Raw genomic sequence first — 24,867 nt, 5'->3', positions numbered from 1 at the left:
GAAGGGAGACTTTCACGTTCGGTTCTGTGAGAGGCTCAGGGTGAAATCCCCTGGGCCTACTCGACTATTCCCCACCTGCCATTTGAAAATAACCCATGAGATAATCTCCTTACATACTACATGTGGAGGTTTTTTTATGGAAAAACATCTATTAAAGTTACTTGACGTTTACAAATGAAAGGAGTGCTTATTTTATAGAAATAAGCACTCCTTTGTTTATTTCAAATTAAGAATTTCACAGCAGTCTTCAAAGAGATACAAGAGGAACCAACTGTTCGTAAAAGTTCGGTTCAGAAGGCTAATAATCAGCGAGGACAAACATAATCTCCTAATATTAATCTTTAACGAAAAGAGAATGTTAGGATATGTACAAATCTTTCGACTTTGTTATAAAATGGGAATGTTGAGAAAAAATCTTAAAGTTGTTAAGGAGAAAGGTGGAAATGCAGTATGAAGATTAAGCAGTTTATGAGTGTTTGTTTTGCAGCTATTCTTACAGTAGGTTTTGTAAGTGGTTGCGATTCATCCAAAAGCTCAACGGAAGTAAAAGAGAATAAGGTATATGGAGTTGGGGATACAGGAAAAACACAAAATATTGAGCTGAAATTAGAAAGTGTGGAATTTGTCTTACCAGGACAATTTGCGAAGCAAACAAATGACAGAGTTTTAAAGGTGAAGGTGAGTTTGAAAAATAAAGGTGATAAGGTAATTAAAATGTTGCCACAAGATTTTTCACTATACCAAAAAGATGAAAAAACGAACCTTTATTATACGTCAGATCCAAATGAGTTAAAAGGAGGAGATGTCGATAGCGGGAAAAAAGTATCTGGAACCATTTATTATGATGTGAAAGATTCGTCTTCTTATGAATTGGTTTATAAAAAGTACATTATGGATCCGAAAAAAGAAAAAGAAGAGAAAATTTCATTTAAAATCCAAGGAAAAGAATTGGCGGAAAAAGCAAAAGAGCTACAAAGACCTGCTGAGGCTTTGACCGCATATTTAAATGCAGCCTTCTATGATAAAGATTCTAACAAAATTAATGATTTATCAGGCGAAGATGGTACTGCGTTTGTGAAAGAAGTAGAATCTTCTTTTAAAAGAACAAATGAAAGAATGTTTAACAATCAAATCGATGAGCAAGGGATGTTAAATTACTATAAAACTTTAAAAACAGCATTCCAAAAAAATGTGAAATTTGAAACGAAGGTAGTATCCCTAGATGGAGATAGAGCTCAAGTTGAACTAAAAGCGAAACCAATTATGTTGAACGAGTTGAAATCTAGATTTCAAAGTGAAGCGATGACAATCGCAAATCAAAATCCAAATATCACCAAAGAGGAGTTGACGAAGAAATTATTCGATTATGCAGTACAGTTAATACCAGAAGCAAGACCTGGTGATACGGAAGAAACAGTTAAAATTACTATGCTGAAACACGGAAAAAATCAATGGCGTTTAGATACAGCCTCCGCAGATCGAATTATGAAAGTATTTATTAAATAATCATAGTAAGCATTTCGTTTTAGGATGTGTGCCCCTTATAAGTCAACGTAATACCACTTAAAGGATTTGATGGTGTTATAAACGAAGTCTGTTCATTTACCGTTATTGCAAAATCTATATATGTTTTTCAAGAAAACGGTAAGCTTGAATTAAATGACGGTAAGGCAAAAGATAATATTAGGTTAGTAAAGCAAAAATAAATGTATCATGCCAAAAGGGGGACTAGTAAGCTATGAAACGAAACAAAGTACTATCGGTAGCAATCCCTATCATGCTATTAGCGGGATGTGGTGGGGTAGATAAAGCATCGACTGATAATAAGTCAAAAGTTGAAGCAAAACAAGAAAATAAGAAAGTAAAGCTTTCAAAAGAGGACTACCCTAACAAAGTCTATGAACTTTGTCTAGATTTTAATAGGAAGTATACAGAACACGAACGGATACTAAACCTCCCTGCAAGAAAAAGTACTCAAGATAGTTCCTTAGAAACACTACAAAGTCAACTTGACGGTTTAATAACGGTAACTGATAAGGTCTTAAATATCGAACCTCCTAGTGAGTATGAAGATGTACATAAAAACGTAGCAGAATCAATGAATCACTTTAAAAAATCATTTGAACTCAATAAGAAAATATATAGTGCTAAAGACAAAACTACATCATCACATTTAGCGATGGTAAAAGAGTCTGATGAAGAACTGAAAAAAGCAAAAGAGTGTTGGTCAAAGTTCGAGAACGTTATTAACGATAAGAAATCAATCGGTACTAGGAAAACAGTAAGTGAAGGTGACGGTACGGTAACTGAACAAGATTTAAAAGATTTAGATAGAAAAGCCGGTATTGACATAGATGCTGTTAAGAAAAACACAACAAAAGAAGGTAAAGAGTTTGAAGGTAGTTGGGGTTTTGAAAAAGAGGGTAAATTTATACCTACATTTATCTTTAAAGGTAACACATTTGAAACTTATGCAAGAGCCGAGTATCCTAGTAAAAAGAATTATGTAACAGGGACTTGGGTATACCGTAAAGACTCTTCTGAATTAATGTTAACTATTAAACAAGCATATGCAGAGGGAAAACCTATTGATTCAGAAAGACATATTATAGCATTAAAAGTCCAAAACTTTGGAGATAATAAAATGCAACTGTTTGATGGCGAGAATTTCCAAACATACCGTTTCGTAAAACAAAAATAAACGTATGAAAAGGGTTAGGTGTTGAAACCTAATCCTTTCTTAATAAGGAGGTATAGTAAACGTCAAGTAGTCCTAAAATATACTACATGAGTGGTGTATATTTTAGGGCTACTTTTTGTGTGTTATCCTTTCTTATTAATCTAGAAAGAATAACGTTTTTAACAATAATGGGTAGTAAATATTCTTAAGTTGATGGATGTGTGGTACCGCCACATGCCCATCAACCTAACAGAACAGCTTGCCCCAAAAATGATAAAAATGAACTTCGTTGCTATAAAAGACATAGAACCATAAACACTTACTTCATATTTACTTTTGTTGTGGACGATAAAAAGCATCTACCAATTGATTATACTCGCTTCTTGAAATTTCTTTATTATACAGTTTAATTAATAACTCTTTATGCGCCTTCGAAAACGCCATTTTGTCAATGAATTTTGGATACATATGATTATTCTCTCTCCGTCTGATAAATTATTATGTTGCATTTCGTCTACTACCCTTGAATATTATAATAGAATAAACAACAAATGTTTTATGAAATATTACATAAATATATAATTTATATATTTATTTAAAAAGATTAACTATAAATCTAATGAATATGCGGGTTTCCTTGTTTGTTAGTTTCATCAGCAAATACGTCAGACCTTTGAAAGATTTTTGTAACATTTATAAAAGTAAATTGAAAGATATATATAATAAGATAAATATATGGAAAGTGATTTTATGGTTCTGTTGCAAAGTGTACTTGAGTTTCGAAAACTTTGCAACAGAGCCGCAAAAGCTATTTAGTCCTACAAATGTAGGGCTTTTTTCTTTGCAGAAATTTATAAAACACCATGGAATATTGTTTCCTAGGAGGTGTTGTAGCGCTATGTCGGATTTGGAAATTGTTTATACCGCTAAAGAGGTCTATAGTCGCTTAGAAGTGAGGGACAGCACACTGAGAAAGTATGTTGAAGTCCTCCAACGAGAATCTTATGAAAACATTACGCGAGATCCAGGAGACAAAGCGATTAATGCAGGAATATATCATGCGGAAGTTGCGGCTGCAAAAGAGAAGAAGAAATCTTGGTGGAAGTTCTGGTGAGGGATATACATGATATTTTATGAGGTTATTTGTTTTTGTTGTAAAAATGTATTTCGGGTATATGAAGGAACTAGAAAATATAATCAATTTAAGAAAAATCAAGAAGGTAAATATTGCTGTGACGAATGTAGTCATAAAATACAACTTGAAGCAATAAAACATTTATTTAGATAGTGGGGATATTTCTATATTGGATCTCTACTAACTTGGTCAATAGGAGACAAGAATATATTTATAAAATCCGTTTTCTCTTAATTTGTTGAGTACTCTCTACTTCTCTTACATAAATATTATACTTTTATAAGATTCCCATAAAAAAACAGCTACCGCTTATAGCGATAGCTGTCCGATTCATTACTTCGCGCTCACAATCTTATAATAAGAACGAACTGTTAAGATGTAATATCCGATATAAATAACGCTATACACACCGATACTCATTAGTAATGGAATCAGAATTTCATTTGGCATTACTGTCTTTAATCCATTTAATGCAAATAAGCTGTGGCAGATTCCTACTACTAATGGAATCGCGAAGATAAAGCTTACTTGTTTTGCAATCGCCTTTTTCATTTCTTTGTTTGTAACTCCAACTTTGCGGAGTACTATATAGCGATTGCGGTCTGCACTTGCTTCTGTTAATTGTTTGAAGTAAATGATAGAACCTGTTGCTAGTAAGAACACTAGACCTAAGAAGAGACCGATAAACATCATTAACCCTGTTGCTTCCAGCATCTCGTGGAAACCAGTGTAAAAATCATTGAAAGGTTGTTTAAATTCTGTTTCCCCAGCTCCAACTGGCATCGCTTTCCTTAATTTCTCCGTTAGTACTTTACCATTCTTTTCATCTTTTACATCGATATTTTTAACAATGCGTGTCTCAGATACTTTTTTTGCACTGTTATATACTTGATCTGGTACAACAACGAATAATTCACCTAAGTTCGTTAGAGTACGCCCTTCAGCACCTTTAATCGTCAATGCTTTTGTTTCATTTCCTATTGGGAATGCAGCTTTGTTCCCTTTATATACCGGACTAAATTCATGACCTTCAATATACAAACCATCATATACAAAAGCTTCATCATCAGCTAAATTTACTGCATCTACATCCATTTTCTTTGCTATTTGATTAAATGCTGATTGCGATACAAGCTGATATTCCTTGGTAACTGAATCCTGTTTATTCCTACCCATATCTACTTTTTTGCCTTCAAACTTCCCTTTCACAGGAACCATTTCTATTTCGAATTGGTTCGTTACAGGATGACTCTGTTTCTCTTCATCCAAAATCATATTTACTTTCTGATCAAGTACCGCATCTTTTTTCTCGTAAGAATAACTGTATGGTGCAAAGGCTCTCACTTGTTTAAACGTATTGTAATACAGCGTTACAGATGTACCAACTGCTGTTAATGTTACTGCACTTAATATCGCAATTGTCGCAAGTGACTTCGCATTTCCTTTAATACGATATAGTAACTGTGATGTCGTCACTATGTTCATGCTATTATAGAAAGATGATTTATTATGTCTTGCACGTTTCAACACAAATACAGTAAAGAACATAAATAGTAAGTACGTTCCTAATACTGTCGCAAGTAAAATATACAGTGCAACTATCATAAAGTCCGCATACTTAATTGCTTTATCATACATCAGTGATAAGAAATAACCTGAACTAATTAAAAATACTGAGATCAACGCCATAATCACTGACCCTTTTGGCATTGCTTCTCCTTCACGTTCCGCATGGAAAAGCTCAATCAGTTTAAAGCGGTAAATTAAACGATATCCTTGAAGTGATGTGTACAATATAATCACAAAAAAGATAATTGCTGTATCCACAATCGCGGACTTCGGTACTTCAAAGTGAACATTTAAGTTTAATCCCATCATACTTACTAGTAGTTCAAGGAATAATTTTGAAAGTACACTCCCAATCGCAATTCCAATTACTAATGACATTAATCCCATTAACATATTTTCATAAAACAACATTTTACCAATTTGTCTTTTACGAATACCTAATAAAGAATATAATCCAACTTCTTTTTTACGCTTACGTGTAAAGAATCCGTTAGAGTATATAATAAATACCGCTACGAAAATAATAAGCATCACACTTGAAGCTTGGAATCCCCCACTAATTTTCTTGGAGCCTTCCGCGGCTTTTTCCATTTGTGAATTGTACTGAAGTGCCTTAAATGTAAAATACATAACGATGCTAAAGATCATAGATGCAAAGTATAAAAAGTAATCTTTAAAGTTCCGCTGTATGTTGCGGAGAGCAATACTAGATAATGTCATCTGCCATACCCCCAGAAATTGCGGACATTACGTCGACTACTTGTTGGAAGAATTGTTTACGAGTTAATTCCCCGCGATGTAATTCTTTATATAGCTCGCCATCCTTAATGAAGATAACTCGCTTGCAGTAACTTGCTGCAAAAGCGTCATGCGTTACCATTAAAATGGTTGAATTATCATACTCATTTAACGACTTCATACTTTCTAATAAATCTGTTGCTGATTTTGAATCAAGTGCTCCTGTTGGCTCGTCTCCAAAAACCATACTCGGATTCGTAAAGATTGCACGCGAAGCTGCACAGCGCTGTTTCTGTCCACCAGATACTTGATAGGGGAACTGATTTAAAATATGATCAATACCAAATTTCTTCGCAATTTCAAGAACGCGGCGATCAATTTCACTTGCCTTCACCTTTGATAACGCAAGAGGTAAAGCAATATTCTCTTTCACCGTTAACGTATCTAATAGGTTATAATCTTGGAAAATGAATCCTAAATGATTACGGCGGAATAATGCCAACTTATCATCATTCATTTTCACAATATCTTTTCCCTCAATTAAAATTTCACCGTTCGTCGCATTATCAATCGTAGAAAGAACATTTAAAAGAGTCGTTTTACCAGAACCAGAAGGTCCCATAATGCCAACAAACTCGCCCTCTTTTACTTGCAAGTTAATACCTTTTAACGCTTCAAATTTATTTCCACCTGTGTCGTATACTTTTTTAATCTGTTTCGCCTCTAATACTGTCTTCATTTCTATTCCTCATTTCATCTATTCCCTATTTTCATTCTATAATCTCTACTCTTGCCACTATCAATGCTTCCTACATAACATGACAGTTTTATAAGGCCTACTAGCAGAAAAAGCGTAAATTTAACTTTACGAATGAAAGTACTTTGTTACTATAGCATTGAGAAATCGTACTAACTATTGATTCTCCTTACATAAACATTACAATGATGTAATGTTAAAAAATCACCCTATATAATTAGGTACAGCATGTCGGAGGGGGCTATTTCTTTCCTGCAATTCTATTTACAAAGTGGTCATATAATGGATACGGTCCTGTTACAAAAACTTAAAAAGTCTCTTCAGAATAATAATTGAAGATACTTTTTAGTAGGGAATATATGTCAGGATATAATCAAACCACTTATTTTAAATCGTGTATCTTCCTATATAAAGAAGATCTAGATACACTCGTAATTTCACAAATTTGTTTCACTGTCATATTTCCTTCTTCATACAGCTTAAGTGCATAATTCATTCCAGCATGCTTTTCATGATATTTTTTAACTCGTCCTTGATAATTTCCTTCATTTGTTGTAATTGTCTCTTTGGGTTCTGATCAACAGAACTTACTCGTACGTAACCTATTTTTCTCATATTCTACTCTCCTATTTTGAATCTTTGATTACTGTTCCATAAAGGGGTAGTAAGACGGTTCGTGCTCTAGTCCGTCAGATATTTAAATAGAATAAAAAACAAATTGTGTACCCATTAAAGCCTCTGTAAGAGTTTTGTAACATTTATGAGAGAGAAATGAGAGATATGTTAGATATGATGAAGTTAATCTTACTAGTAGGTGTTCGAACTCACCTAGAAAACAAGGAGGAAAAATAGCGATGAAGAAATTGAAACCAGCACTTAGTGTATTAGGTAGTGTAACGATGGCACTGACTATAGCATCCCCTGCTTTAGCAGACGTAAAGCAGCCGAATGCAGGAAGTACAGTTGAAATATTCAAAGAGGATGCAAATGCAAAAAAAGAAGATAAGAATTTCATGCTCGGATCTGATGGGGAAACAGGTACACTCATTACACAAAAAATTGAAATGACAAACAACGATTGGGACAAAGATGGTATTTCTAACGACTTAGAGATTAATGGATATAAAATTGAGTTCAATCAACAAACCGGAAAAAAGGAAGCAAAAGCATGGGACCCAGAGAAAGATCAAGGGAAGCTCAAATTTATATCGAATCCTATGAGTGCAAATACGGATGGGGATCCGTTTGATGATATGTATGAGGTTGAGCAGTATGATAATGATTCTGAAACTAATTTCAATCCGATAGTTGCCAATATGCCAAATTTACAAATTGGTGTCAAACGAATTGAAGTGATTCCTATTGCAGCCATTACGGATAATAACGGCGGATCGATCAGTAGAGGATGGGAAAAAAGTGTAGCGACACAACACTCGTTTAATATTGGAGCAGGTGTTGAAGGTGGTGCAACGGGTTCACCAGCCGGTCCTGTTCCTACTGGGAGTGCCTCATTAAATGTAGGATATGGATATTCAAAAACAACTACTGAAACGGAGAGTTATACAAATAATTTTGATTGGTCTACCGCGAAAACTGTTGATACAGCGAAAGCAGCAAAAGTACGTGTGCATCTAGAATATAAAAATGTAGGTACAGCAGGAGCTGAAAATGTTTCACCACATTTCAACATTCGTCTAGGAAATAAAATTATTAATACGGTAAAAGCAACACAAGATCGTTATAAGGCAAACCAATTAAGTACAGAAAAAGGTGGAAGAAATACAACAGAAGTAGTAATCGACAGTTTAGATGGACAAGCGGATGCGAATATTGTCTTATCATTGGATGAATTAAAAGCTGTTGAACAAGGGGAACTTCTTTCAGTTGAGGTTTTACCTACGAGTACAATGGATGTATCTATTGAAAAAGATGGACAATTTATGAGCGTAGGAGATTCGGGGAGAATTGAAGCTAGAGTAAATGCAGCTACAGAACAACTAGAAACAGATATAGGGAATATACCAAAGTTTAAGGTATATACGCCTAAAGACAAATCCCTTGCTGATAAGCAAGTTTTATCCTATAACGAAGTTCTTCAACATATCAATATAGATACGAATAAAGTAAAGTATATTGTAAACAAAGCTAAAAGCAATAATCAAGTATCAGTGGTTTCAGATGAAAGATTGAACGATTTAAAAACAGGGAAGGACGATCGCGGTTATTTACATAAAGACGCTGTACACGGTGCTTTTGAAAAACTACAGCAACCAACATTAGTAGAAAGTAGTTATGATCCTGTTGCGAAAAAGATTCGTGCATCAATCGTACCTGGTTTATTTGGGGTGAGCAAAGAAATCCCTACTACTTATAAAGCGAAAGATAGTACTTTAAGACCATCAACACTAGTTAAACGTCAGAATGGATACACATATGAGTCTAGAGAAAATATACATCCTATTGAATCTAAAATTCTCCTGTCAGAACCAGTTACATTTGAAATCAATGACGCACAAAATCTAAGTCCTACAACCAAGATTGATAGCGTTGTTAAATATAATAAAGAATTTGAAAATTATGTGGCAGATGATTCAGGTGAACTTGTTGTAGAGGGAGCTCCTTATACTATATCCGCTGATGGTGGAGCTTATTGGGGAAGTCACCACGCCCATAATAAGTGGGAATACCTTTGGAGTGAGAGATCTAGTGATGAAAAAGTTAATGTAATTATTGAAAGAGTAGGACAGCCTAAACCTGGACAACCAATCAAAAAAGATGAAGAGGTATTCATTAAATTCCAAAAGAGTATTTATTCAGACTATTCATATTTAAAACTTCAAGATGGTTATATCCATTTAGACAAAAAACAAAATGCAAGTACTTTTAAATTTAATCATGTATATAACCAGAAGCGTTGGAAAATACAATCTGATGGTCAAGATATAAAGGTGGATTATACAGTTGATTATGTGAAATATGGTAATGGTCAGTTTAATACATGGTCTCTATCCAGAGCTAAGTAAAAGGGAACGGTTTTGTTGCAAAGTTTTAAAAAACACCGGTAATGAACGGAATCCAAAAAGTTAGACACAAGAATGTAGGCTGCTAATAGGGAATGAGTTCGATATTGAACTCATTCCTTTTAATGTATCCTTCATTCGTTTGTACTTGTAATAATGTATGTAAAAACCCATAGCTAAAGCAGTGGGTTTTACTATAAAGATTTTGGAAAACAGATGCATAATAAAATCAATCTTGACAGGATAAATAAGTAATCTCCGTAATAAAAATCTGATTTAAATTTTCAATTTATATGATTTGGATACTACTATTTTAAGTGCTTATCTAGTCATATAAGTAATCAAATGCTAAAAATATCATATGGATTATATTGGGGTTTTTAATCATTTTTAGTGACCATAAGACCAAAGTGTAGGATTCTGATTTAGATATACGATTAGTCATTACATCTTTATATCCGAATTATATATGTATTAGATGAAAGCATATAAGAGAACCTTTTGTATTATTGGTGAAAAGAAGAGATGATTACAGATGAAAAAAAGAATTTTAATCGTAGAAGATGAAGAAAATATTCGAGAAGTATGCAAACGGTACTTAGAAAGAGAAGGATATGAAGTATATACAGCTACGAATGGAGTAGAAGGCTGGGATGTATTTCATAGTCATCAACCAGATTTAATTGTTTTAGATTTGATAATGCCGAAAAAAATGGCTGGGAATTATGCGAGGAAATTCGTCAACAATCAAATGTCCCTATTATTATGTTAATGGCCAAAGGAGAGGAAAGAGATCGAATTTTAGGCTTAACAATTGGAATTGGAGCGGATGATTATGTAACAAAGCCGTTTTCACCTCGTGAATTAGTACTAAGGGTTCGAATTATACTAAGAAGAGGCAATCAGATACCGATACAAGCAAAAGAATCCCTATCAGAAGTAATAGAATTTCCAGATTTAAAAATTTATCCAAAGACGAGATGTGTATTGGTTTGTGAAAATAAAGTGGAGTTAACGGCGAAAGAGTTTGAGGTACTTTATCTCATGGCAAAGCATCCAAAACAAGTTTTGTCTCGCTCACAACTTCTTGAACTCATTTGGGGTACTGAACATGAAGGGATTACAAACACAGTCACCGTGGTAGTGAGTCGTTTACGTGACAAGCTAGAGAAACATACGATAAAGAATCGTTGGATTCATACGATTTGGGGCATAGGATATCGTTTTGAGCCAAATGGAGGAAATGAAACATGAGATTACGTATTCAATTGTTACTGATGAATGTATTAAGTACGAGCATCATGGTACTTGCTATATGGTATAGTGAGACGAAAATGTTACTTGAACCAGAACAAACAAAATTATTAACAATAATTGCAGTTGTGGCATTCATGATTTCAACGTTTATTTATTGGTTAATGACACGCCCTATCATGAGATCTATCAAAAATTTAATGGAATTAACGAAACAATTTAGTGATAGACAATTTGAAACGATGTATATAATTGGGCAAGAACCACGGGAATTTAAAGAGTTAGCAACAGCCTTTCAACAGATGGCAAAAAAGTTAGAAGAAGGGTTTACTAAGTTAGAAGAAGGGGAAAAAGCACGTAAAGAGCTGATTACGAATATTTCACACGACTTACGCACGCCTATGGCTAGTATGCAATTAATGATAGAAGCAATACAAGATGACCTCATTGAAGATCCTGAAATGAAGAAGCTGTACTTAGCGACGACCTTAAAAGAAATAAAACGATTAAGTGGATTAATTAATGACTTATTTGATCTTTCAAAGTTAGAACTTGGACAAGTAGATTTTCATCCAAGTTTCACACATATGGACAAAGTCCTATTAGATGTACTTGAGTCATACTCTGTCTTATCAGCAAACAAACAGATTGATTTACAATTGCATGTTCCTGATACATTACCTCGGCTTTTAATCATGCCATGTAAAATAGCACGAGTTATCAGTAATTTGTTAGATAATGCGATTCGATATTCTCCTGTCTCCGGAACAATTGAGTTGATTGTAGAGGAAAATAAGCAGAAGCAACAAGTCCAATTCATTTTGCGTGATGAAGGAGAAGGAATTACTCCAAATGACCAATTACGCGTATTTGAACGCTTTTTTAGAACAGATCAATCTAGAAGTTCACAATCTGGAGGATCCGGCCTCGGACTCGCCATTACAAAATCATTAATTGAAATGCACAACGGAGAAATTGGTGTGAGAAATCGCTCAGGTGGAAAACAGGGAAGTGAATTTTGGTTTACTCTTCCCATCACATCAGAAAAAAATAAGACTGCTGAAAGATCTGTGTAATATTTATATTATAGAAATAAAAGGCCTCCTGTAACGTACCACTAAACAGTGTGTTAGAGGAGATCTTTTACTTGATAAAAGATCTGTGCAGTTTTGTTTTTCTTTCCCCCTACTTCTTCTTTGTTATATAAAATATACACAATAAACGTGAAATTGAACAAATTAGATGCTTTAAAAAATTTCGCACTTATTCTAGGTACTATACTTTCAGAGTCGAAATGTTTTAAACAAATGTTCGTTTAATGTCCTCACAATTGATGCTACATCATATAAGTAAAAAAGAGATAAGAACACTTTTATTAAGTGCATTATCTCTTTTCGAATATGTATTTCATATCCCATGTAAATTTACCACATATTTCAATGGGACTTACAGATTGCTCTTCAATAATAATTATATCTTATTTTTGTAAAAAATATACAAATTTAACTTTTCCATTATAGAAATAGCTGTACTTTGTTTGTGTTAAAAAATTATAGTTATCTTTACCTATCATCACATATTTTTATAACTTCTATAAACTGAATGTAAATATAGTTAATTAGGTAAGAATTTTATATATACACATTTATAGGTGTTTTGGATACAATTATCATTTTCCCTTTTCGCAATTATATCTTTAAATGAAATGCATGTAATCTGCATTTCATCTTTATATAACGGATATATATTATTAATATATCCAATGGGATGTGAAAAAGTATACGAGGAGAAAAATAAAAAAGAAAATTTCATCAATCCATGCGATGGCGCTATTAACAGTAGAATATTCGGTAACAAGTGCGTTTCCTGGAACAATGACACCACATTGAAAAAAGGAGTTGGTATGTTTGTAAGTGATAGTACTACGGCTCCTTCTGAAAGTGGTCATACTGTACGAAGTGGACAGCGTGATACAGTCTTTACAGAGCTAGGAGAGGTGATAGAGAAAGTACGACCCAAACTGAACATTCTCCAGTATTTATTCTTTTAGAAATGGTATATAAACAGAACGTATCTAAACATACGAGGAATCAATTGTTAAAACTACCATCTGGATTATAGAATCGCTTTTAATAATTTTTAGTGAATAGAAGACCAAAGTGCTGGCTTCTAACCTAACAATACTATCAGTGATAACAGCTGTATATCTAAGTTTCATAGATTTATTAGATGAAAGCAGATAAAAGAAACATTTCTTTTGTGATTGATGAAAAAGAAGAGAGGATTATATATGAAACAAAGAATTTTAATCATAGAAGATGAAGAAAATATTCGAGAAGTATGCAAACGATACTTAGAAAGAGAAGGATATGAAGTATACACAGCTATGAATGGAATGGAAGGCTGGGATTTATTTCTTACTCATCAACCAGATTTAATTCTTTTAAATCTGATGATGCCGAAAAAAGATGGCTGGGAATTATGCGAGGAAATTCGTCAACAATCAAATGTCCCTATAATTATGTTAACTGCTAAAGGCGAGGAAAGAGATCGAATTTTAGGCTTAACAATTGGTGCGGATGATTATGTAACAAAGCCGTTTTCACCTCGTGAATTAGTATTAAGGGTTCAAATTATACTAAAGAGAGGTAATCAGATACCGATACAAGAAGAAGAATTCCTATCAGAAGTGATAGAATTTCCGGATTTGAAAATTTATCCAAAGACGAGATGTGTACTTGTTTGTGAAAATAGAGTGGAGTTAACAGTGAAAGAGTTTGAGGTACTTTATGTCATGGCAAAGCATCCAAAACAAGTATTTTCTCGTTCGCAACTTCTTGAACTCATTTGGGATTTTGAATATGACGGGGTTACACACACGGTAACCGTGTTAGTGAGTCGTTTACGTGAGAAGCTGGAGAAACATACGATAAAGAATCGTTGGATTCATACGGTTTGGGGGATAGGGTATCGCTTTGAACCAAATGAAGGAAATGAAATTACGCGTATTTGAACGCCTTTTTAGAACAGGTCAATCCAGAAGTTCACAATCTGGAGGATCCGGTCTCGGACTCGCCATTACAAAATCATTAATTGAAATGCACAACGGAGAAATTGGTGTGAGAGATCGCTCAGATGGGAAACAGGGAAGTGAATTTTGGTTTACTCTTCCCATTACACCAGAAAAAACTAACAACTTATCGAATTTCATTATTAAAGAAAAGACATTCATTTGGGTGTCTTTTCTTTATGAAAAAATCCCTACACAATGTGCTGGGACCAGGAGCGACTGTATCGTATCTTTATCTTAGTACATACACCCTCCACTAGCAAAACTGTATAACGCCATTTTTGTAAATTAAAAAACAAATTATTTAAACACCACTTAAATAATGCCCACTAACACATAACCACTTCAAACATTATCAACCTCTATCAAAAGATACCAAAAAATTATCAATGATAATCACTTCATCTGTTTAATCTTCTATAGAAAAACGGACGGAAATCCCATCGATATGAGAAAAACAGACATACACTTTAATGAATGTATATTGTGTCTCCTTTTGTAGATAACAATCTTTAAAACAAATGCATGTTATCTGCATCTAATCTTTATATAAAACTTATACCATATAAATATACCCAGAAGGTAATACAGAACTTATAGGAATCTACCATTTTGAAAAAAACATACTAAAAGTTTTTGAGTCATTTTAACCGTGTTTTAAGTAAATTGTGTTGGTGACCGATTTCAATAGTTTTTCTCCATATAATGCAACACAAATGACATTGTATTGCACTACATGCTCTTAGCGTCGCTAAAATTATTTGTTTTAATGTCGAAATTTGCTTAATTCTGATTTGTGGTCTGTAGCCATTATAGACGGTTCAAGAAGGAGGGATTTTATCAATTTACCGTCTGCATTTATATTTGTAAGAGTTTTGTAACGCTCACGATATTATTTTTATTTTAAAAAAATCTATTAAATTGTAAACATATTATCAAAAGCAAGTTGATCCAAAGGGGATTTTTTTATGAACAAAAAAATGATTATATTTCCTATACTGATTTTTATATGTATTACATCGGTCTATTTTTTATTCAGTCCAAGAGTAAAAGGAACAATGTATGAAGATACATTATCGAAAAAAGTTATCGTCATAGATCCAGGACATGGAGGAAATGATCCTGGATCTATTGGACCAAAAGGAACAAAAGAAAAAGATATAACTCTCAAGACAGCTAAAAACATTCAACAAAAGCTCGAGGGAAAAGGAATGACTGTAATTTTAACGCGTGAAGATGATACGTTTGTACCACTAAAAAATCGCGTAGCTATTGCTCACAATAAATCCGCAGATCTCTTTCTTAGTGTCCATTATGATGGTTTCACAACTAATGATGTAAAAGGAGTAACAACCTACTATTATAAAGGATTAAAAGAACAAACATTAGCGGAAACGATACATGAACATTTATTCAAACATATACAATCAAAAGATAGAGGCGTGAAATCGGGCGATTACTATGTATTACGGGAAAATCAACAACCATCAATTTTACTTGAGCTAGGTTATATTACAAATCCAGAAGATGAGGAACGAATGAATTCACAACAATTCCAAGAAGATGTAGCCTCTGGAATTGTTAGTGGTGTTATAGAGTATTTTAAAAAATAGTAGTCTAATTAAATTAGACAAATAAAGCAAAAATAAAATTCAGTATCTATCAAAAATTTTATTTTTAATAGATACAATTATTTAGTAGAAAATCTAAAACTAAAGGTTACTAGAAAGGACATACTAGAATGTTTACAAAAGGACTAAAAATAACGGTGATTATATCTATAGTTGCTTGTATCACACTAGGGATTTTTATGTTTCAATTCTTTACATCACCTGCAAAAGGAGTAATGAACCAAGAAAATGCTGTTCAACTGGCAAGTGAGCAAACAAAAGGAGAAATGAAAAAAACAGCACCAGATCAATACAATGGTCAGGTTCGCAAAGTAGCATATTTAACATTTGATGATGGACCAAGTCAATTTCAAAAAGAAATCTTAGATATTTTAAAGAGTAATAATATAAAAGGAACTTTTTTTATGATTGGTGGAAATATCCCAGCTCATAAAGAAAGTGTAAAACGCTTGGTAAATGAAGGGCACTATCCAGGTGTTCATAGTATGACACACAATTTTAAAAAGCTATATACCCAAGGCGAATTTGTTGAAGAGATGCAACAAGCGCAAGGTATCATGAAAGAAGTAACTGGAATTCATCCAAATCTTGTTCGTTGTCCATATGGGAGTATGCCCGGACTTAAACAGGAATTACGGGATAAAATGGTAAGTGTCGGCATGAAAGAGTGGGATTGGACCATAGATTCTTTAGATTGGCAGTTCACAGGAAATCCAGATGCTGTTGTTCAAAAAACGATTTCTCAGGTCAGTGAAAATCGCGAAATCATTTTAATGCATGAAAAATCACAGACAGTGCAGGCGTTGCAAAGAATTATTGATGATCTTCGTAGTAAAGGTTATGAATTTGAAGTATATGATGAAGCCTCTCATTTCCCATTAAATTTTTGGAAGGATAATCGCATCTAAGTAGGAGGAATTGCAGTTGATATATAGAAACCTAGCACTTATAATAGCCTTATCAGTAACCTTGTTGTCAGGCTGTTCAGGACAAAAACCAGAAGAAAAATTATATGTGGCATTTGAAAGTGCTACAAAACAAGAAAAGACAATGTTTGAAGATACAAAAAAGTTAGCAACATTAGAAAAACAAGGACAAGAATTATATACTCAAATTACACTTGAAGGAAAAGAGAATAATCAAGTAGTAAAAGAAAAGTTAGATCAAGCTGTAACAAACATACATGATCGTGAAAAGGTATTAGAGAAAGAGAAAAACACCTTAGAAAATGCACAACATGAAGTGAAGTCTGTTGATAAATATATAAAGAAATTAGAAGATAAAAAATTACAAGAACAGGCTGAAAAAGTTCAAGATCTGTATAGAAATCGTGCTGACTCTTTCAAAAAATTACATGATAGTTATAAAAAATCATTACAATTAGAACAAGAACTGTACAAAATGCTACAAGCAAAAGATGAAAAACTTAAATCAATTACTGAGAAAGTAAAAACGATCAATCAGTCTTATGAACAAATTCATTCAGATCAGGATAGATTTAATAAATACACGAATGAGTATAATCAGAACAAATTAGCATTTTATAAACAAGCAAATATTAAAGTTAAAGAAATTAAAAAATAAAACGATTGTAAAAAACGTCGTATTTTGTGAAAGTTTTTTATAATTCTCCCCCCAAAAAAGCCAAATTCTTGATAATCAAGAGCAATTTGGCTTTTTGTGTGCAGAGTAGTCATTTTAATTAGATTCAGGATATGAAGTGTCGGAAGCAATAGATGGGAAAGACAGTGAACTACCCACCACTTAAATTCTAACGAATTAAATCCAAGAGTGTTATAATCATTGTTCGAGCAGTTTGTAAATTGGAGGATACAGTATGAAAAGAGGGATTGTATTAAAATTATTTATGTTAACAACAGCGTTATGTATGTTGATCTTGGCAACTATTTTTGTTGGACAAACCATATTCTTTAAACAATTTTATGCCAATAAAAAAGTGGATGATATCAAAACAAACATGAAATCTTTTGAAACAGATTATTTAAATAGAGGAGGAAATTCACAAGCCATTCAAAAGTTAGAACAAGATTTTTACCGAGAACATAATACATGGATTACAACATTAGATAGTAATGGGAATTTAAAGAATGTAAATGATTTTTATATAGAAGTAAAATTAGATCAGTCTAAAAATAAAGAAACTCAATTCGCTAATTCTACAATTACCATACCACTGTATAATTTCAAGGTTGCGGACGATCATGCGAGGAATATTTCAAATGAAATATTCCCTTTAGGAGAAACAGTTACTGTGAGCGGTATAGAAAAAAATGCTACATTCATTCCTTATTTGGTATTCTTCAAAACAGCAACTCCAAATTTGGTAAATACGACATTAGATAAAAAAATAAATGAACTTGGAGAAAAACTTAAAAATAAATATACAACTAAAGACTTGTCTGAAAAAGAGGACATTGATTATAAAAGAAAATATGAAAAAGAAACGCCTGTAAAATATCTAGACGGGAAAATTACAAAGGTTCAACTTTCGGGTGGGAATGAACAATCGAATTTTGTTTATACAAATAACTTATTTATGGAAAGGATACAAGAGTTTCAGGCAGACTTATTGCTAAATGAAAAGACTACTAACTATGATTCCTTACAAGAAATCGATTATGAGCAGAATGATATTAAATATAAGTTAATAATCAAACCGATAAAGGATAAGAGCGGTGCAATAATATACATTTTTTCAATGACTTCGTTGCAGCCAGTTGATGAAGCTGTACAAATGATACAAGAGTATTATGTCTATATTATTATGTTTGTGCTGCTTCTTATTTTTCTAGCTTCTTTTTACTATTCAAAAAAGATTGCAAGGCCCTTATTACAAATAAATAAGACAACCAAGAAAATTGCAAACTTAGATTTCTCGGAAAGGGTTCCAGTCATGTCAAAAGATGAAATTGGTGATTTATCTCAAAATATTAATTTACTTTCAAATACATTGCATTCACATATTGAGCAATTGCAACTAGACATAGAGAAAGAAAAAAAATTAGAAAATACAAGAAAAGAGTTTATTTCAAGGGTATCGCATGAGTTAAAGACACCTCTAAGTATTATGAAGAGTTGTATTTCTATTTTAAAAGATGGTGTTGCAAGTCATAAGAAGGAGTATTACTTTAAGGCAATGGAAAAAGAAGTAGATAAGATGGATCTGTTGATTGTAGATATGCTTGAATTAGCAAAATTTGAATCTGGTACGTATAAAATGCAGATGGATGTTTTTTATATTGACCAAGCCATTCAGCATATCTGTGAACAATTATCTTTGGAGATAACAAAAAAGCAATTAAATATTCACACACATCTTTCTACAATTGAAGTCATTGCAAATCATCGTCGTATGGAACAAGTAATCACAAACTTTATCACGAATGCTATTCGTTATACGCCAGAAAAAGAGGATATTATTATTTCTACAATAGATGAGCCAAGTCGCATAAAATTTTGTATCGAAAATAAAGGGGCCCATATTGAAGAAGATCAATTAGATAAGATTTGGGATCGTTTTACCGAGTTGATACAGCTCGTCAACGCTTACAAGGTGGAACAGGTCTTGGACTTGCCATTTCAAAAAATATTTTAGAACTTCATGGAGCTGAGTATGGAGTATACAATACAGTTGATGGCGTGTTGTTTTATTTCTATTTACAGAAAAAAGTGTAGAACGGAGGTTCTACACTTTTTTTCATTTATTTTGATAGTATCTTTACCTTTTCTTTAACGTAAAGAGAATAGGTTGATTTGTATCTAAACGTACAAAATTCCCGAAATAATATGGTGCGTTCTGTTGCAAAAAGATACAATTTTATTTAATACGTAGTTGTGTTTCGTTATCAAAGAAATGTACTTTGCCCATATCAAATACAAGTTGCATAGCCTCTCCTGTTTGATAATCATTACGTGTATCTAAACGTGCAATAAAGGATTGATTGTGTAACGTAGCATAGATCATCGATTCGGCTCCAAGCAATTCTGCAACTTCAATTTTTATATTTATAATATAATCAGGCAATGTTTCTAGCATACTTGGATTATCATAGATATGTTCCGGACGAATGCCAAGAATTATGTTTTTATTTTCATAACCTTGTTCACGTAGTGCTTCTAATTTTTTTTCTGGAATACTCAGTTTGATATGACCTAAAATAAAATTTCCATTTTCCACTTTTCCCGTAAAGAAATTCATGGCTGGTGAACCAATAAAGCCACCAACAAATACGTTTTCAGGATATTCATAGACTTCTTTTGGTGTACCAACCTGTTGTATCCGTCCATCTTTCATAACCACAAGGCGCGTTGCCATTGTCATTGCCTCTGTTTGGTCATGTGTAACATAAATGGTTGTTGTTTGTAAGCGATGATGTAGTTTAAAGATTTCAGAGCGCATGGTAACACGTAGTTTTGCATCTAGATTTGACAATGGCTCATCCATTAAAAATACTTTTGCATCACGTACAATGGCACGCCCTAAAGCAACACGCTGTCTTTGGCCACCGGATAATGCGTTTGGCTTCCGTTTTAAAAGTTCTTCTAATCCAAGAATTCTTGCTGCGTTTTGAACACGACGCTCAATTTCATCTTTTGGTAACTTACGAATTTTTAAACCAAATGCCATATTATCATACACGGTCATATGAGGATAGAGGGCATAATTTTGGAATACCATTGCGATGTCCCGATCCTTTGGTGGTATGTCATTCACATATTTTTCATCAATGTATAAATCTCCTTGTGAAATATCCTCTAATCCGGCAATCATACGTAAAGTGGTCGACTTACCACATCCAGAAGGACCAACAAAAACTATAAATTCTTTATCTTGAATATGAAGATTAAAATTCTCCACCGCTGGCACGTTATTGTCATATATTTTATAAATGTTTTTTAATACTACCTCTGTCATGTTTTTACCTCCTGTAATAAAAAGCTATATATGTTTTTATCATTTTTGTTTTCCTTTAACTTTTAAAGATGTAGTATGAATTCAAAATTTACGTATTCTTGTTGAACCTCACAAGCTTTTTCTCACCTATCCGAACGAACAATATTACTTTAGAAACCCTATTGGATAGATTTAGAGGACCAGTCTGTATCTCAAGCCATGAAACAAGTATAGGGAACTGGAAAAAACTCCTTGGGCTCAAAAAGTAGAATAAGAGAAACTGCCGTCCAATTTTGTGCAGTTTCTCTTATTTATCGTGGGCTTTTATGAAGCAATGGCCCCTGACATGGTTTATTGGGTATGTCGTCTTATTTAGTAGCTGAATAGTTACATTTATTTTTTGTTAGCTGCATCCTGAGAGATCATGTCCATAGAAAATGTTATAAAACGAGAAACTTGTACTGAATTCACTTCTTCCCCCGACTTCTCAATAGGTTGATCTAGAGCCAAATATATGTCCTTTTCTTCAAAGGTAGGTTTAATAAGGAAAGTTTCGTTTAGGATTTTAACTTGATAAAAATCCCTTTTCAGTGGATCTTTTGCACTTGAATCTGGTTTGATTACTTCTTTTTTTATCTCTAGTCCTTTTTTTTGCCCTATAGCTTGGTTCCATATTGTAAACTCAGGTTCCGCAACCTCATCTAGATACGCTAGGATTTCTTCATCACTAATTTCTTGTTTTTTTGCTACTTTATTTTGAAGTTTTTTTGCTACAGTTGTTTTCACATTTTTTCTAAATTCAGGAACTTTCTCTTTCAATTTTTCATAGTGATCATCTATTTCATTTGCTTCTTTTTTGAACTCTTCAAGAGTATAAAAGCCCTTATTTCCTACAAATATTCCTTTAAATAAAACCTCTTTATTATCTGGTTTCACATAAAACTCCCAACCGCCTAATACCTTTCCTTTAAAATGCACTTTATAATGTTCTTTCTCCTTGTTATCCGTTGAATTTGGATTTGGTTTTGTAACTTCTGCTGTTAATGAAACTGTGTATTCTTTGTCTTTTTGATAATAATTTTTTATCTCAGGGACGGAGTTAAACAATCCGTCGACAATTTCTTGATCTTCTTTTGAAAGTGTATTTTCTATAGAGAGTTTGGTTTCCTCAACAGATGCTTCTTTAGAAGTTGATTCCATTTTTTCGGCACTGTTATTTTGAGCAACCGATTTTTCCGGTCTCTCATCACCTTTGTTACTACATGCCACCATACCAGTCATCAATATGCTACTACATAACATCATAATCATTTTATTCTTCTTCAATTCCATTCCTCGCTTTGCTAGTTATTTTTATTTTTTCTTTAATTGCTACTACCTGTCATGAAATAAATACAACTTATTCGTTTATATATGTCGTCACTCGATTTTGAATCAGTGCTGCTACATCTTTAGCTGATTTTTGACCACTAAAATAAGACTTAGACTCCTCAGCAATAATGGATTCAATTTTAGTACTTTGTGGGCTCTGGACGCTTATTTCAGCAACCATTTTCTCTAACCCTTGTATATCACTCTCAGTAACGTTAATAGAACCAGTTGGACCCTCAAGTTTTCCTTTTTCCTTCAGTGTTTTGATTTGTTGTTCATATACAGCTTTATTAATTGGAAATCCATTCCCTTTACTTTGAACCTCATCAGACATTAAAAACTTAAGAAAATTCCATGCTTCCTTTTTAACCGGGGATTTCGCATTTATACCTACTGTTGTGTGCGGTGTAAAAGCAACTCCCTTTTTTTGTCCGGCTATATGTGGTTTCTGATATATTTTCGTCCCTGTTATACCCAATGAAGCTCCCGTACTGAAATAGTCTTCTATCGACATAATCATTGGTAGACGGACAAAATATGCTTCTCCTAAATTCACTTCATCTGCAGTGGCTATTTTCTCGTCATACATCTTCTTTACGTCTTCCAGCATCTGTACAAATAAATCAGACTGGAACTTTGCTTTTCCACTTGCTTTATCTACTAACTCAGCGTAATGATCTTGCACCAGAAATTGCAGCATTTGTTCTGGAGGAGTATTTCCAATAACATTTTTATGTGTTCCTTTGCTTGCTAATTCTTTTCCGACGCTTGTGAACTCACTCCAAGTCCACTCTTTGTCATTCACTTTTACTCCAGATTGTTGTATCGCTGTATCGTCCCCAAGCAGTCCACTTAGCCAAAAAGATAATGGAATACCATAAAGTTTTTCACCTGTTTTCGAATTATCTAAAACTTTATTAAAATATTGATTTTTATCAAAAGATTTATCCTGTTCCATCATTTTACTCAGATCTGTAAGCAAGCCTTTCTTCCCATACTTGTCCGCAGGCAAACCGTCTAGTACAATCACATCGGATCCTTTACCCGATAAAAATTCTGTATTCACCTTACTAATGATTTTCTCAGCAGAGGTCTCGTCTGTCTTTGATGCTTCTGTCTTTGATCCATCTTCCGGAAAAGCACCTTTTATCTGGATGTCAATTTTAGGATTCTTCTGTTCATATAGTTTCTCTGCCTGTTTTAGGGAACTAGTATCACCTAAAGTCGACAATTCGACTATCGTTTTTCCATCTTTTGTTTTTCTTTCACCTTTGCTATCACTATTTCCGCAACCTGCCACGAAGCTGATTGATAGACTTGCTACTAGCATCATACAAACCTTTTTCATTTTAAATTCTCTCCTTATTTTTGTTATTTTATCTTTACTCGTTCTCCTTTTTTCAAAGGTTCACTGGTTTGTAAAACAATTTGATCTTTCTCATATACTCCTTCTAACACGACTGTTTCTTGTCCATTGGATTCACCAACAGTAATAGGAGATTCTTCTATATAAAAGGCATTACCTAAAGGTCCTTTTTTTTCTTCTATTGTATAGACAAATGTTCTCTGTCCTTCCTTCTTAATCACCTTATTTGGTATAACCACGCCTTTAGTCAATTGTTTAGTCAGTGTAGCTTCTACCTGCTCCCCTTTTTTCAGTTCTTCTCCTTGTACTTTTACAAGAATACGTTTCTGTGGTTGTGGAGTTGCTGATGTTTGTTCAAATTGCTGTTCATCTTTTGGTTCACCTTTTTGTTCATCTTGCTGTTTACCTTGTTCTTCCGGTCTCTGATTTTCATTACTTTCTATATTTCGAATCTCTACAAGCTCACCTTCTAAAGATTTAGCATTTCTTTTCATCTCTATCTTTTCTCCAACCTTCAAGTGCGTGGCTAAATCAGCAGGTACTTGTAATTCAACTTTAAAGCCTTTACTCTCATCAGAGAGAATTACATCACCTTCATCTCTCGTAGAAAGCTGCTCCTTCTTTGCATTTATTTTTGTAACAACTCCATCGAAAGGAGCGATCAGCTTCTTGCTCATTTCTAATTCTTCTTTTAAACTTTTAATTTTTCTTTCTTGCGTACTAATCTCAATTTTTTTGCTCTCCACAGCTGTTTTGAGACTCTGTAAACTTGTCTCACTTATCCCACCATTTGGTTGACTATTTGATTTGTTTTCTTGTTGATTTTCTTGTTGATTCTCCTGTTGATTATTTGATTTGTTTTCTTGCTGATTATTTGGTTGATCATTTGATTTGTTTTCTTGTTGATTTTTTTTTGCTTCATTATAATTTGCTTGAGCGTCATTCAGTGCTAACTTTTGAATTTGAAGAGTTGCTTCTTCATCAAGAATCACTTGTTCACTCTTTTTACTATCGTATGTCACTAATAATTGATTTTTTTTGACACGGTCTCCTTCTTTTACATGCACCTCCTTCACTTTCGCCTCTATGCTACTATTACTTAACTTTGCTTCTTCTTGTGGCTGTAATTCGCCATTACCTGTAAACGTTTGTTTAAGCTCACTATTTTTTGGCTTCTCTGTAATAACCTTTGGCAAATTCCAATTCGCTAACGTATTGCTAAAGAGTGTAAGGATAATTAAAAGTCCTATAAATACACTGGAAATGATTTTAATATTTCGTTTTTTCCTTGTAACGTCCTGTTCCGTTCTATACTCCATTGTGTTCCCTCCTAAAATCTTTCCGAAGGAATGTTTATATTG

General features: G+C 33.4%; 17 protein-coding genes and 7 pseudogenes. 15 read left to right on the top strand and 9 right to left on the bottom strand.

The features are described 5' to 3' along the window. Positions 1-450: 450 nt before the first annotated feature. Both JDS96_RS22030 and JDS96_RS22025 read left to right on the top strand, forming a co-directional pair. Complete coding sequence (locus tag JDS96_RS22030) at positions 451-1,506, top strand: DUF5105 domain-containing protein (RefSeq protein ID WP_199668041.1); 1,056 nt, start codon at positions 451-453, stop codon at positions 1,504-1,506. Between the two features lie 232 nt (positions 1,507-1,738). Then, positions 1,739-2,701, top strand: a complete 963-nt coding sequence (locus JDS96_RS22025; RefSeq protein WP_199668040.1) for a DUF3994 domain-containing protein — start codon at positions 1,739-1,741, stop codon at positions 2,699-2,701. 309 nt (positions 2,702-3,010) lie between these two features. On the opposite strand, the gene JDS96_RS22020 is transcribed toward JDS96_RS22025, so the two are convergent. Next, the gene (locus JDS96_RS22020; RefSeq protein WP_003202758.1) at positions 3,011-3,148 is read right to left on the bottom strand and encodes a hypothetical protein; all 138 of its coding nucleotides are present in this window, start codon (positions 3,146-3,148) and stop codon (positions 3,011-3,013) included. 430 nt (positions 3,149-3,578) lie between these two features. Between JDS96_RS22020 and JDS96_RS33490 the strand changes: the two are divergent. The 3 genes and pseudogenes from JDS96_RS33490 to JDS96_RS22010 all read left to right on the top strand — a co-directional run. Further along, positions 3,579-3,689, top strand: a pseudogene (locus JDS96_RS33490) (DUF3967 domain-containing protein); the annotation flags it as partial. Beyond that, a pseudogene (locus JDS96_RS32330) lies at positions 3,676-3,794 on the top strand (DUF3967 domain-containing protein); the annotation flags it as partial. The pseudogenes JDS96_RS33490 and JDS96_RS32330, both read left to right, overlap by 14 nt. Positions 3,795-3,803: 9 nt before the next feature. After that, positions 3,804-3,968 carry a DUF2197 domain-containing protein gene (locus JDS96_RS22010; RefSeq protein WP_199668039.1) on the top strand — a complete coding sequence of 55 codons (165 nt, stop codon included), beginning with the start codon at positions 3,804-3,806 and terminating at the stop codon, positions 3,966-3,968. 180 nt (positions 3,969-4,148) lie between these two features. Here the strand turns inward: JDS96_RS22010 and JDS96_RS22005 are convergent, their stop codons facing one another. The 4 genes and pseudogenes from JDS96_RS22005 to JDS96_RS32870 all read right to left on the bottom strand — a co-directional run bounded on the left by JDS96_RS22005 (position 4,149) and on the right by JDS96_RS32870 (position 7,494). Further along, entirely contained in the window at positions 4,149-6,104 is a 1,956-nt protein-coding gene (locus JDS96_RS22005) for an ABC transporter permease (protein WP_199668038.1), read from the bottom strand. Next, complete coding sequence (locus JDS96_RS22000; RefSeq protein ID WP_199668037.1) at positions 6,091-6,861, bottom strand: ABC transporter ATP-binding protein; 771 nt, start codon at positions 6,859-6,861, stop codon at positions 6,091-6,093. Before JDS96_RS22000 ends, JDS96_RS22005 begins: the two co-directional genes overlap by 14 nt. 400 nt (positions 6,862-7,261) lie before the next feature. Further along, positions 7,262-7,426, bottom strand: a pseudogene (locus JDS96_RS21995) (helix-turn-helix domain-containing protein); the annotation flags it as partial. Further along, positions 7,372-7,494 carry a recombinase family protein gene (locus JDS96_RS32870; protein ID WP_003202762.1) on the bottom strand — a complete coding sequence of 41 codons (123 nt, stop codon included), beginning with the start codon at positions 7,492-7,494 and terminating at the stop codon, positions 7,372-7,374. The gene JDS96_RS32870 and the pseudogene JDS96_RS21995, both read right to left, overlap by 55 nt. Before the next feature lie 239 nt (positions 7,495-7,733). Here JDS96_RS32870 and JDS96_RS21990 point away from each other — a divergent pair, with 239 nt between their 5' ends. The 10 genes and pseudogenes from JDS96_RS21990 (at position 7,734) to JDS96_RS21945 (ending at position 19,550) form a co-directional block, all read left to right on the top strand. Next, on the top strand, positions 7,734-9,902 hold the full coding sequence (locus JDS96_RS21990; RefSeq protein ID WP_199668036.1) for a binary toxin-like calcium binding domain-containing protein: 2,169 nt from the start codon (positions 7,734-7,736) through the stop codon (positions 9,900-9,902). A gap of 532 nt (positions 9,903-10,434) precedes the next feature. Continuing rightward, positions 10,435-11,153: pseudogene (locus JDS96_RS21985) on the top strand (response regulator transcription factor). Beyond that, complete coding sequence (locus tag JDS96_RS21980) at positions 11,150-12,229, top strand: sensor histidine kinase (RefSeq protein WP_199668035.1); 1,080 nt, start codon at positions 11,150-11,152, stop codon at positions 12,227-12,229. Before JDS96_RS21985 ends, JDS96_RS21980 begins: the two are co-directional and overlap by 4 nt. 797 nt (positions 12,230-13,026) lie before the next feature. Then, positions 13,027-13,161: pseudogene (locus JDS96_RS21975) on the top strand (class D sortase); the annotation flags it as partial. Positions 13,162-13,443: 282 nt separating this feature from the next. Continuing rightward, positions 13,444-14,166, top strand: a complete 723-nt coding sequence (locus JDS96_RS21970) for a response regulator transcription factor (protein WP_199668034.1) — start codon at positions 13,444-13,446, stop codon at positions 14,164-14,166. Next, positions 14,150-14,341, top strand: a pseudogene (locus JDS96_RS32325) (ATP-binding protein); the annotation flags it as partial. The gene JDS96_RS21970 and the pseudogene JDS96_RS32325, both read left to right, overlap by 17 nt. A gap of 850 nt (positions 14,342-15,191) precedes the next feature. Further along, positions 15,192-15,836: an N-acetylmuramoyl-L-alanine amidase family protein gene (locus JDS96_RS21960; protein ID WP_199668033.1), complete on the top strand. Its 645-nt coding sequence runs from the start codon at positions 15,192-15,194 to the stop codon at positions 15,834-15,836. A 128-nt stretch (positions 15,837-15,964) separates the two neighbouring features. Then, complete coding sequence (locus JDS96_RS21955; protein WP_199668032.1) at positions 15,965-16,762, top strand: peptidoglycan-N-acetylglucosamine deacetylase; 798 nt, start codon at positions 15,965-15,967, stop codon at positions 16,760-16,762. 16 nt (positions 16,763-16,778) lie between these two features. Continuing rightward, positions 16,779-17,438, top strand: coding sequence for a YkyA family protein (locus tag JDS96_RS21950; RefSeq protein WP_199668031.1), 660 nt, complete (start codon positions 16,779-16,781; stop codon positions 17,436-17,438). Positions 17,439-17,691: 253 nt separating this feature from the next. Next, positions 17,692-19,550 (top strand): annotated as a pseudogene (locus JDS96_RS21945) (sensor histidine kinase). Between the two features lie 142 nt (positions 19,551-19,692). Here JDS96_RS21945 and JDS96_RS21940 read toward each other — a convergent pair. From JDS96_RS21940 to JDS96_RS21925, 4 genes are all read right to left on the bottom strand, one after another. Beyond that, the gene (locus JDS96_RS21940) at positions 19,693-20,790 is read right to left on the bottom strand and encodes an ABC transporter ATP-binding protein (protein WP_199668030.1); all 1,098 of its coding nucleotides are present in this window, start codon (positions 20,788-20,790) and stop codon (positions 19,693-19,695) included. A gap of 372 nt (positions 20,791-21,162) precedes the next feature. Beyond that, complete coding sequence (locus JDS96_RS21935) at positions 21,163-22,080, bottom strand: hypothetical protein (protein WP_199668042.1); 918 nt, start codon at positions 22,078-22,080, stop codon at positions 21,163-21,165. An 88-nt stretch (positions 22,081-22,168) separates the two neighbouring features. After that, positions 22,169-23,488: an ABC transporter substrate-binding protein gene (locus tag JDS96_RS21930; protein WP_199668029.1), complete on the bottom strand. Its 1,320-nt coding sequence runs from the start codon at positions 23,486-23,488 to the stop codon at positions 22,169-22,171. A 23-nt stretch (positions 23,489-23,511) separates the two neighbouring features. Next, positions 23,512-24,825, bottom strand: a complete 1,314-nt coding sequence (locus tag JDS96_RS21925) for an efflux RND transporter periplasmic adaptor subunit (protein ID WP_199668028.1) — start codon at positions 24,823-24,825, stop codon at positions 23,512-23,514. Positions 24,826-24,867: the final 42 nt, after the last annotated feature.

The organism is Bacillus cereus group sp. N21, from assembly GCF_016483395.1.
Taxonomy (GTDB): Bacteria; Bacillota; Bacilli; order Bacillales; family Bacillaceae_G; genus Bacillus_A; species Bacillus_A pseudomycoides.
The sequence above is the reverse complement of the archived record's forward strand: the minus strand, read 5'-3'. Positions and strand labels throughout refer to the sequence as shown.

Bases quoted from the DNA above. Each gene is read 5' to 3' on its own strand.
- JDS96_RS21955 (WP_199668032.1), top strand. From the start codon at position 15,965: ATGTTTACAAAAGGACTAAAAATAACGGTGATTATATCTATAGTTGCT.
- JDS96_RS22010 (WP_199668039.1), top strand. From the start codon at position 3,804: ATGATATTTTATGAGGTTATTTGTTTTTGTTGTAAAAATGTATTTCGG.
- JDS96_RS21925 (WP_199668028.1), bottom strand. From the start codon at position 24,825: ATGGAGTATAGAACGGAACAGGACGTTACAAGGAAAAAACGAAATATT.
- JDS96_RS21970 (WP_199668034.1), top strand. From the start codon at position 13,444: ATGAAACAAAGAATTTTAATCATAGAAGATGAAGAAAATATTCGAGAA.
- JDS96_RS21940 (WP_199668030.1), bottom strand. From the start codon at position 20,790: ATGACAGAGGTAGTATTAAAAAACATTTATAAAATATATGACAATAAC.
- JDS96_RS22005 (WP_199668038.1), bottom strand. From the start codon at position 6,104: ATGACATTATCTAGTATTGCTCTCCGCAACATACAGCGGAACTTTAAA.
- JDS96_RS22000 (WP_199668037.1), bottom strand. From the start codon at position 6,861: ATGAAGACAGTATTAGAGGCGAAACAGATTAAAAAAGTATACGACACA.
- JDS96_RS21930 (WP_199668029.1), bottom strand. From the start codon at position 23,488: ATGAAAAAGGTTTGTATGATGCTAGTAGCAAGTCTATCAATCAGCTTC.
- JDS96_RS22025 (WP_199668040.1), top strand. From the start codon at position 1,739: ATGAAACGAAACAAAGTACTATCGGTAGCAATCCCTATCATGCTATTA.
- JDS96_RS21935 (WP_199668042.1), bottom strand. From the start codon at position 22,080: ATGATTATGATGTTATGTAGTAGCATATTGATGACTGGTATGGTGGCA.
- JDS96_RS22030 (WP_199668041.1), top strand. From the start codon at position 451: ATGAAGATTAAGCAGTTTATGAGTGTTTGTTTTGCAGCTATTCTTACA.
- JDS96_RS21980 (WP_199668035.1), top strand. From the start codon at position 11,150: ATGAGATTACGTATTCAATTGTTACTGATGAATGTATTAAGTACGAGC.
- JDS96_RS32870 (WP_003202762.1), bottom strand. From the start codon at position 7,494: ATGAGAAAAATAGGTTACGTACGAGTAAGTTCTGTTGATCAGAACCCA.
- JDS96_RS21990 (WP_199668036.1), top strand. From the start codon at position 7,734: ATGAAGAAATTGAAACCAGCACTTAGTGTATTAGGTAGTGTAACGATG.
- JDS96_RS22020 (WP_003202758.1), bottom strand. From the start codon at position 3,148: ATGTATCCAAAATTCATTGACAAAATGGCGTTTTCGAAGGCGCATAAA.
- JDS96_RS21960 (WP_199668033.1), top strand. From the start codon at position 15,192: ATGAACAAAAAAATGATTATATTTCCTATACTGATTTTTATATGTATT.